Source organism: Streptomyces sp. NPDC059142, from assembly GCF_042755665.1.
Taxonomy (GTDB): Bacteria; Actinomycetota; Actinomycetes; order Streptomycetales; family Streptomycetaceae; genus Streptomyces.
Genome location: NZ_JBHZDA010000170.1, coordinates 1 through 7431, shown reverse-complemented (window position 1 = coordinate 7431; position 7431 = coordinate 1). Strand labels below are relative to the sequence as shown.

The 7431-nt window shown below is 69.5% G+C and carries 9 protein-coding genes; 5 read left to right on the top strand and 4 right to left on the bottom strand.

The genetic code is table 11. From position 1 onward, the window contains the following. Window positions 1-39: 39 nt before the first annotated feature. Window positions 40-840 (bottom strand): hypothetical protein, encoded by an 801-nt coding sequence (locus ACFXPK_RS32010; RefSeq protein ID WP_385006488.1) that lies wholly within the window; start codon window positions 838-840, stop codon window positions 40-42. A gap of 128 nt (window positions 841-968) precedes the next feature. On the opposite strand from ACFXPK_RS32010, the gene ACFXPK_RS32005 reads away from it, so the two are divergent. The 4 genes from ACFXPK_RS32005 (at window position 969) to ACFXPK_RS31990 (ending at window position 4262) form a co-directional block, all read left to right on the top strand. Further along, on the top strand, window positions 969-1760 hold the full coding sequence (locus tag ACFXPK_RS32005; RefSeq protein ID WP_385006486.1) for an ABC transporter ATP-binding protein: 792 nt from the start codon (window positions 969-971) through the stop codon (window positions 1758-1760). Between the two features lie 77 nt (window positions 1761-1837). Further along, window positions 1838-2269, top strand: coding sequence for an NfeD family protein (locus ACFXPK_RS32000; protein ID WP_385006484.1), 432 nt, complete (start codon window positions 1838-1840; stop codon window positions 2267-2269). Between the two features lie 181 nt (window positions 2270-2450). Beyond that, window positions 2451-3380: an SPFH domain-containing protein gene (locus ACFXPK_RS31995; RefSeq protein WP_030353811.1), complete on the top strand. Its 930-nt coding sequence runs from the start codon at window positions 2451-2453 to the stop codon at window positions 3378-3380. A 105-nt stretch (window positions 3381-3485) separates the two neighbouring features. Next, complete coding sequence (locus ACFXPK_RS31990; RefSeq protein ID WP_385006482.1) at window positions 3486-4262, top strand: sulfite exporter TauE/SafE family protein; 777 nt, start codon at window positions 3486-3488, stop codon at window positions 4260-4262. A 3-nt stretch (window positions 4263-4265) separates the two neighbouring features. On the opposite strand, the gene ACFXPK_RS31985 is transcribed toward ACFXPK_RS31990, so the two are convergent. The 3 genes from ACFXPK_RS31985 to ACFXPK_RS31975 form a co-directional block, all read right to left on the bottom strand. Beyond that, a complete protein-coding gene (locus ACFXPK_RS31985) occupies window positions 4266-4784 on the bottom strand; it encodes an HNH endonuclease (RefSeq protein ID WP_385006480.1) in 519 nt (172 codons plus the stop codon). A gap of 161 nt (window positions 4785-4945) precedes the next feature. Continuing rightward, on the bottom strand, window positions 4946-5485 hold the full coding sequence (locus ACFXPK_RS31980; protein ID WP_385080663.1) for a YbhB/YbcL family Raf kinase inhibitor-like protein: 540 nt from the start codon (window positions 5483-5485) through the stop codon (window positions 4946-4948). 65 nt (window positions 5486-5550) lie between these two features. Further along, complete coding sequence (locus tag ACFXPK_RS31975; RefSeq protein WP_385006476.1) at window positions 5551-6333, bottom strand: sporulation protein; 783 nt, start codon at window positions 6331-6333, stop codon at window positions 5551-5553. 85 nt (window positions 6334-6418) lie between these two features. On the opposite strand from ACFXPK_RS31975, the gene ACFXPK_RS31970 reads away from it, so the two are divergent. Beyond that, the gene (locus ACFXPK_RS31970) at window positions 6419-7060 is read left to right on the top strand and encodes a DNA-3-methyladenine glycosylase (RefSeq protein ID WP_385006474.1); all 642 of its coding nucleotides are present in this window, start codon (window positions 6419-6421) and stop codon (window positions 7058-7060) included. Window positions 7061-7431: the final 371 nt, after the last annotated feature.

The window sequence follows — 7431 nt, the reverse complement described above, 5'->3', positions numbered from 1 at the left end:
CATGCCGGGCGGGGAGCGCCGGGGTTCCCTCCCGGAGGTTCAGACGCCCGCCCCGGGGCCCTTGCGCTCCCGCTCCTCCACATACGCGTTGTACGACGCCACCTGCGCCCGCCGCGCGAACCGCTCCACCGGCCGCAGCGCCTCGCCCCGCGCCGCCATCTCCGACGCGCTCACCGCGCCCCCGTGCCCGTGCTCGTACGCCAGCTCGATCATCAGCCCCACCCGCTGCGCCTGCTCCAGCACCCGCACCGCCCGCTGCGGATACCCCGGGGCCAGCACCTCACGGCCCGCCTCCGCCCGCGCCCGGTACGCGTCCACGATCGCCTCGGCCACCGGCCCCGACGCCGCCACGTCCAGCCCGGACAGCACCTCCGCCGCCTCCCGCAGTGCCTCCGACAGCTCCCGCTCCGCCTCCCCGAGCGAGGGCACGTCCGCCGGCGGGGCCTCCCGTACCGGCAGGCAGTGCCAGAGGACCTCGACATGGCGGTCGCCCTCCGGGCCCACCGCGGACACCTCGGGCACCAGCCCGTACGGCGCCCCCACGGCGATCACGGCCTCCTCCGCGTCCAGGGCGCGGGCATTGAACTCCGGCGGTCCGCACAGCCCCAGCGGATGCCCCGGCGCGGGCAGCGCGACCCGGTACCCGGTCACCCCGAGCGTCCGCAGCCGCCCCAGCGCCAGCGTCAGCCCCACGGGCCCCGTCTCGCCCGGCAGCCCCTCCACCCGGTGCAGCGCGTCCTCGCCGACCATGGCGAGCACCGCGTCGTCCGGCGATACAAATCCGGCCAACAGGGCATTTCCCCATGCGGCCAGCAGTCCTGAGCGTGGTTGCGAAAGCATGGTCACAGCCTAGGTAACAGACCTCACGGCCGGACCACTCGACCGGTGGCGTAGGTTTTCCCTGGGGGTCCGCGTCTACAGGCGCACCCGAATACCTCAAGACGATTGCATGGGGAGACAACGCGCTCATGAGCGATGTACTGGAGCTGGTGGACGTAACCGTGGTCCGCGACGGACGCGCTCTGGTGGACGATGTCTCCTGGTCGGTCAAGGAGGGGGAGCGCTGGGTCATCCTCGGCCCCAACGGCGCGGGCAAGACCACCCTGCTCAACCTCGCCTCCAGCTACCTCTTCCCGACCGCCGGCCAGGTCCGGATCCTCGGCGAGAAGCTCGGCCAGGTCGACGTCTTCGAACTGCGCCCCCGGATCGGCGTGGCGGGCATCGCCATGTCCGAGAAGCTGCCCAAGCGCCAGACGGTCCTCCAGACCGTCCTCACGGCCGCGTACGGCATGACCGCCACCTGGAACGAGGACTACGACGAGGTCGACGAGCGCCGCGCCCGCGCCTTCCTCGACCGGCTCGGCATGACCGAGTACCTCGACCGCAGGTTCGGCACGCTCTCCGAAGGGGAGCGCAAGCGCACCCTCATCGCCCGCGCGATGATGACCGACCCCGAACTCCTCCTCCTCGACGAGCCCGCCGCCGGCCTCGACCTCGGGGGGCGCGAGGACCTCGTACGCCGTCTCGGCCGCCTCGCCCGCGACCCGTACGCCCCGTCCATGATCATGGTCACCCACCATGTCGAGGAGATCGCGCCCGGCTTCACCCACGTCCTCATGATCCGCCAGGGCAAGGTGCTCGCCGCCGGCCCCATGGAGACCGAGCTGACCTCCCGCAACCTCTCCCTCTGCTTCGGGCTCCCGCTCGTCGTCGAGCGCACCAACGACCGCTGGACGGCGCACGGTCTGCCCCTCGGCTGAGCCTCCGTCATATCGGGAGCCTTCTGACCCGATATCGCCCCTGTCGGGACAGGGACCCGCGCCCCTACCATGACCATGTGGAAATCGACGCGTGGGTGTGGTGGCTGATCGGCGCCGTAGGACTGGGCATTCCCCTCGTCATCACGGCGATGCCCGAGTTCGGCATGTTCTCCGCCGGTGCGGTCGCCGGCGCGATCACCGCGGCCCTCGGCGGCGGAGTGGTGGTCCAGGTCCTGGTCTTCGTCGTGGTGTCCGTGGCGCTCGTCGCCGCCGTACGCCCGTACGCCGCCCGGCAGCGCGCCGGGACGAGCCCGGGGTCCGCCACCGGGATCGACGCGCTGAAAGGCCGTCAAGCCGTCGTCCTGGAACGCGTGGACGCCAGAGGCGGCCGGATCAAGCTGGCCGGCGAGGTGTGGTCCGCGCGCACCTACGACGAGGCCACCTCCTTCGAACCCGGCCAGCAGGTCGACGTGGTCGAGATCGACGGAGCGACAGCCGTCGTCATGTGAACGGCTTCCGGCCATCCGGCCCTCACGCCGTACCACGGGACGCGACGGGCACAACAGCCAGCCACAACAGGCAGACATGACAGTCAAGTGACTCAACCCGGCCGAACGGTCACCACGTTCCCCCGCGGTCTGAGAAACTGGATCATCGGAACATCCGGCAGAGAAGGGCCCGAGTAACGCGATGCCATCAATCATCATCGTCCTGGTCATCCTGGTGGTGCTTGTATTCATCGCCCTGATCAAGACGATCCAGGTCATCCCGCAGGCGAGCGCCGCCATCGTCGAACGGTTCGGCCGCTACACGCGCACCCTCAACGCGGGCCTGAACATCGTGGTCCCGTTCATAGACTCGATCCGCAACCGGATCGACCTCCGCGAACAGGTCGTCCCCTTCCCGCCCCAACCGGTGATCACCCAGGACAACCTGGTGGTCAACATCGACACGGTCATCTACTACCAGGTCACCGACGCCCGCGCCGCCACGTACGAGGTCGCCAGCTACATCCAGGCGATCGAGCAGCTCACCGTCACCACGCTGCGCAACATCATCGGCGGCATGGACCTGGAGCGCACGCTGACCTCCCGCGAGGAGATCAACGCGGCCCTGCGCGGCGTCCTCGACGAGGCCACCGGCAAGTGGGGCATCCGCGTCAACCGCGTCGAGCTGAAGGCCATCGAGCCGCCCACCTCCATCCAGGACTCGATGGAGAAGCAGATGCGCGCCGACCGTGACAAGCGCGCCGCGATCCTCACCGCCGAAGGTATCCGCCAGTCGCAGATCCTCACCGCGGAAGGCGAGAAGCAGTCCGCGATCCTGCGCGCCGAAGGTGAGGCCAAGGCCGCCGCCCTGCGCGCCGAGGGCGAGGCCCAGGCCATCCGGACGGTCTTCGAGTCCATCCACGCCGGCGACCCCGACCAGAAGCTCCTCGCCTACCAGTACCTCCAGATGCTCCCCAAGATCGCCGAAGGCGACGCCAACAAGCTCTGGATCGTGCCCAGCGAGATCGGCGACGCGCTCAAGGGACTCAGCGGCGCCTTCGACAACCTCGGCGGCGGCATGCCCGGCTTCAACACCGGCAAGGAGCGCAGGCAGGACACCCCGCTCGACTGAGCGCCCCGCCCGACGGAGCACCCCGCGCGACAGAACGCCCCCGCCCTTCGTGCATGATCGGAGGTCGGTGCATCCGGCACCGATCAGCACGAAGGGCAGCACACCGTGACCATCTGGGAGATGCTCGCCGTCTTCGCGGCGGGCATCAGCGCGGGCGCCATCAACACCGTCGTCGGCTCCGGCACGCTCATCACCTTCCCCGTCCTGCTCGCGACAGGACTGCCCCCGGTCACGGCGACCGTCTCCAACGCCCTCGGCCTGATACCCGGTTCGATCAGCGGAGCCATCGGCTACCGCGCCGAACTCAAGGGCCAGCGCCCCCGCGTCCTGCGCCTGAGCGTCGCCGCGCTCATCGGCGGACTGGCCGGCGCCACCCTGCTCCTGCTCCTGCCCCACACGGCCTTCGAGACGATCGTGCCCGTCCTGGTCACCCTCGCCCTCGTCCTGGTGATCCTCCAGCCCCGGCTCGCCCGCGCCGTCCAGGCCCGCCGCGCCCGCAAGGGCACCACCGCGGGACCCAACGGCGGCCCGCTCCTGTTCACCGGACTGCTGCTCGCCAGCGTGTACGGGGGCTACTTCACCGCGGCGCAGGGGATCATCTACCTCGCCCTGATGGGCATGCTCCTCGACGACACCCTGCAACGCCTCAACGCGGTGAAGAACATCCTCGCCGCCGTCGTCAACGGCGTCGCCGCGCTCTTCTTCCTCTTCGTCGCCGAGTTCGACTGGACCGCGGTCGTCCTCATCGCGATCGGCTCGGCCCTCGGCGGCCAGCTCGGCGCCCGGTACGGCCGCAAGCTGCCGCCCGCCGCCCTGCGCGCGCTGGTCGTGACGGTCGGCGTCGTCGCCATCGTCCAGCTCCTGATCCGCAGATACGGCTGAGCCTCACGCGGCCGGCTGCACCTGCACCCCCGCCAGCCACTGCGGCAGCTCGGAACGCTCACCGACGCGCAGCGACAGCAGCATCGCCTCCGCCGGGGAGGGCACGAACGGCGCGTGCAGCAGCGGCATCCCCGCCTGATCCGGCGTACGGTCCGCCTTGCGGTGGTTGTCCTCGGCGCACGAGGCCACCGTATTCAGCCAACTGTCCGCGCCTCCCCGGGACCGCGGCACCACATGGTCCACCGTCGTCGCGCGCCGGCCGCAGTAAGCACACCGGTGCTGGTCCCGTATCAGGACCCCCCGCCTCGACCACGGAGCCTGTCTTCGGAAGGGCACCCGGACATACCGGCAGAGCCTGATCACACGCGGCACCGGAAGCTCCAGGGCGGCGGCACGCACACGGAGACCGGGATGGGCCTGCTCGACCACGGCCTTGTCCTGGAGAACCAGCACCACCGCACGATTGAGCGTCACCGTCGACAGCGGCTCGAAGCTCGCATTCAGTACCAGCGTGTCCCGCATACCGTCCACCTCCCGCGTTTCGCCGCCCGTCCCCTGACCTGGCTGACAAGGCTGTGGGCTTGGATCAACTCTGGCCGGGCGCGCCGAGAGGGACAACACAATAAAAAATGCCCTGCCCTGATCTCTCCAAGACCAGGGCAGGGCAAACAAAAAGCAAACGGTCAGCTCCCGGCGGGCGCCGCGTACTCCCCGATGAGCTGGGCGCGCGCCAGCGTGTGGAAGCGCAGGTTGAATCCGACGACCGCGGGAGAGGCGTCGCTGTCCGGACCGAGCCGCTCACCGTCCACCGCGTACACGGTGAACACATAGCGGTGCGCCGGGTCCCCGGGCGGCGGCGCGGCGCCCCCGAAGTCCTTCGACCCGTAATCGTTGCGCGCCTGTACGGCGCCGGCGGGCAGCCCTTCGAACGAGCCGCTGCCCGCGGCGACCGGAAGCTCCGTGACCGACGCGGGGATGTCGAAGACCACCCAGTGCCAGAATCCGCTGCCGGTCGGCGCGTCGGGATCGAAGCACGTCACGGCGAAGCTCCTGGTCTCCGCCGGGAACCCCTCCCACCGCAGATGCGGCGAGGTGTTCCCGGCGGCCTGGACCTGGGCGTCCTTCAGGACCGCCCCGGGCGCGACGTCATCGCTCACCACGGTGAACGACGGCACCGGCGGGTGGAAGTCATGAGGGAGCGGGGCCCTCGTCGCGTCGGTCACGTCTGAACCTCCGGATATCGGCTGTCGTCTGCCGGATGTCGGCGGACCGAGCCTAAAGGCTGTGCTCAGAACCAGTTGCGACGGCCACCCACCTCGGCGAGCCACTGGTTGAGGTACGCGGCCCAGTCGGTGCCCTGGTAGTCGCCCAGACCCACCTGGAACGAGCGGAACGAGTCGCTGCCCTCGGTGAAGAGCCCCGGCTTCTTGTCCATCTCCAGGACGACGTCCATCTCCCGGTCGTCCGCGATGAAGGTCAGCTCGACCTGGTTCAGCCCCCGGTACTGCTGCGGCGCGAAGAACTCGATCTCCTGGTAGAACGGCAGCCGCTGCCGCGTCCCGTGGATGTGCCCCTTCTCCATGTCCGCGCTCTTGAAGCGGAAACCGAGGTGGATGAAGGCGTCCAGGATGGCCTGCTGCGCGGGGAGCGGGTGGACGTTGATCGGGTCGAGGTCGCTGTTGTCCAGCGCCCGCGCGATGTCCAGCTCCGTGGTCACGCCGATGTTCATGCCCCGCAGCGGCTGCCCGTCGATGGTCGTGACCGGGGTCTCCCACGGGATCTCCAGGCCGAACGGCACCACGTGCACCGCCCCCGCCTGCACCTCGAAGGCGCCGCCGATGCTCTGCCGGGTGAACTCGATGTTCTGCTTGGTCTCCTGGTCGTTGCCCTCGACCTCCACCCGCGCCTGGAGTCCGACGGAGAGCCCCTGGATCTGCTGGTTCACGGAGCCGCCCTCCAGCCGCACCTCACCCTGCACCACCCCGCCGGGTACGACGTTCGACTCGGTCAGCTCGGTCTCGACCGTCGCCCCACCCGCGCCCAGGCTCGCGAGCAGCTTCTTGAAGCCCATGTGTCACTCCTACTCAGTCCTTCGGGTCCCTGACCCGTACATACGCCATCCGGCCACGGACGGTTCCCCGGTACGCTCGGACGCCATGATGGCGAGCCCCGACCGTATGCCGTTGCCCAGGGAGTTCTTCGACCGGGCGGTCCTGGAGGTCGCACCCGATCTCCTCGGCCGGACCCTGGTACGGGAGACGCCCGACGGGCCCATCGAGCTGCGGCTCACCGAAGTGGAGGCGTACGCGGGCGATATCGACCCCGGCTCGCACGCCTTCCGGGGCCGCACGCCCCGCAACGCGGTCATGTTCGGACCGCCCGGTCACGCGTACGTCTACTTCACCTACGGGATGTGGCACTGCCTCAACCTGGTCTGCGGACCCGAGGGCAGGGCGAGCGGGGTGCTGCTGCGGGCCGGCGAGATCGGCGTGGGCGCGGAGCTGGCACGTAAACGTCGCTTCTCGGCCCGTCACGACAGAGAACTGGCCAAAGGACCGGCCCGCCTGGCCACCGCCCTCGACGTGGACCGCGCGCTCAACGGTACGGACGTCTGCGCGGGCCCGGACCGGCCGCTGTCGGTACTCACCGGAACCCCGGTCACCAAAGACCAGGTCCGCAGCGGTCCCCGTACCGGGGTCGGCGGCGACGGGGCGCCCCACCCCTGGCGCTTCTGGATCGACGGCGACCCCTCGGTCAGCCCTTACCGGGCCCACGTTCCACGCCGCCGCCGAACTTGACTCCGCTGTGCGCGCCGCCTAACGTGGCCCGAGCCGCTTTCAACGGGGCCTGCTGTTCAGCAGCTTCCGAAGCGGCCACCCACTACACACGATCACAACCCTGACGGGTCGGAGCTTCGGCATGCCGAAATTCTGTACTCACCGGCTCGATTATGAGCAGGGCGGGGATGCGGTTAAAGTAGTGAGCAGCCGAAAGGCGAAGGGCCAATCCGAAGGTCTTCGGAATTCTGGAAGCGGGAAACACCGCCGAATGAATCTGATAAAGTCGGAACCGCTGGAAAGGGAAAGCGCGAAAGCGAAGAACTGGAAAGCGAAACCCCGCTCCGACGGGGAATCGGACACGAAAGAGTCTGATAGAGTCGGAAACGCAG

What these genes read in the sequence shown, in the direction of transcription:
- ACFXPK_RS31995 (WP_030353811.1), top strand. Translation starts at nt 2,451, where the DNA reads ATGCCATCAATCATCATCGTCCTGGTCATCCTGGTGGTGCTTGTATTC.
- ACFXPK_RS31985 (WP_385006480.1), bottom strand. Translation starts at nt 4,784, where the DNA reads ATGCGGGACACGCTGGTACTGAATGCGAGCTTCGAGCCGCTGTCGACG.
- ACFXPK_RS32010 (WP_385006488.1), bottom strand. Translation starts at nt 840, where the DNA reads ATGCTTTCGCAACCACGCTCAGGACTGCTGGCCGCATGGGGAAATGCC.
- ACFXPK_RS32005 (WP_385006486.1), top strand. Translation starts at nt 969, where the DNA reads ATGAGCGATGTACTGGAGCTGGTGGACGTAACCGTGGTCCGCGACGGA.
- ACFXPK_RS31975 (WP_385006476.1), bottom strand. Translation starts at nt 6,333, where the DNA reads ATGGGCTTCAAGAAGCTGCTCGCGAGCCTGGGCGCGGGTGGGGCGACG.
- ACFXPK_RS31970 (WP_385006474.1), top strand. Translation starts at nt 6,419, where the DNA reads ATGATGGCGAGCCCCGACCGTATGCCGTTGCCCAGGGAGTTCTTCGAC.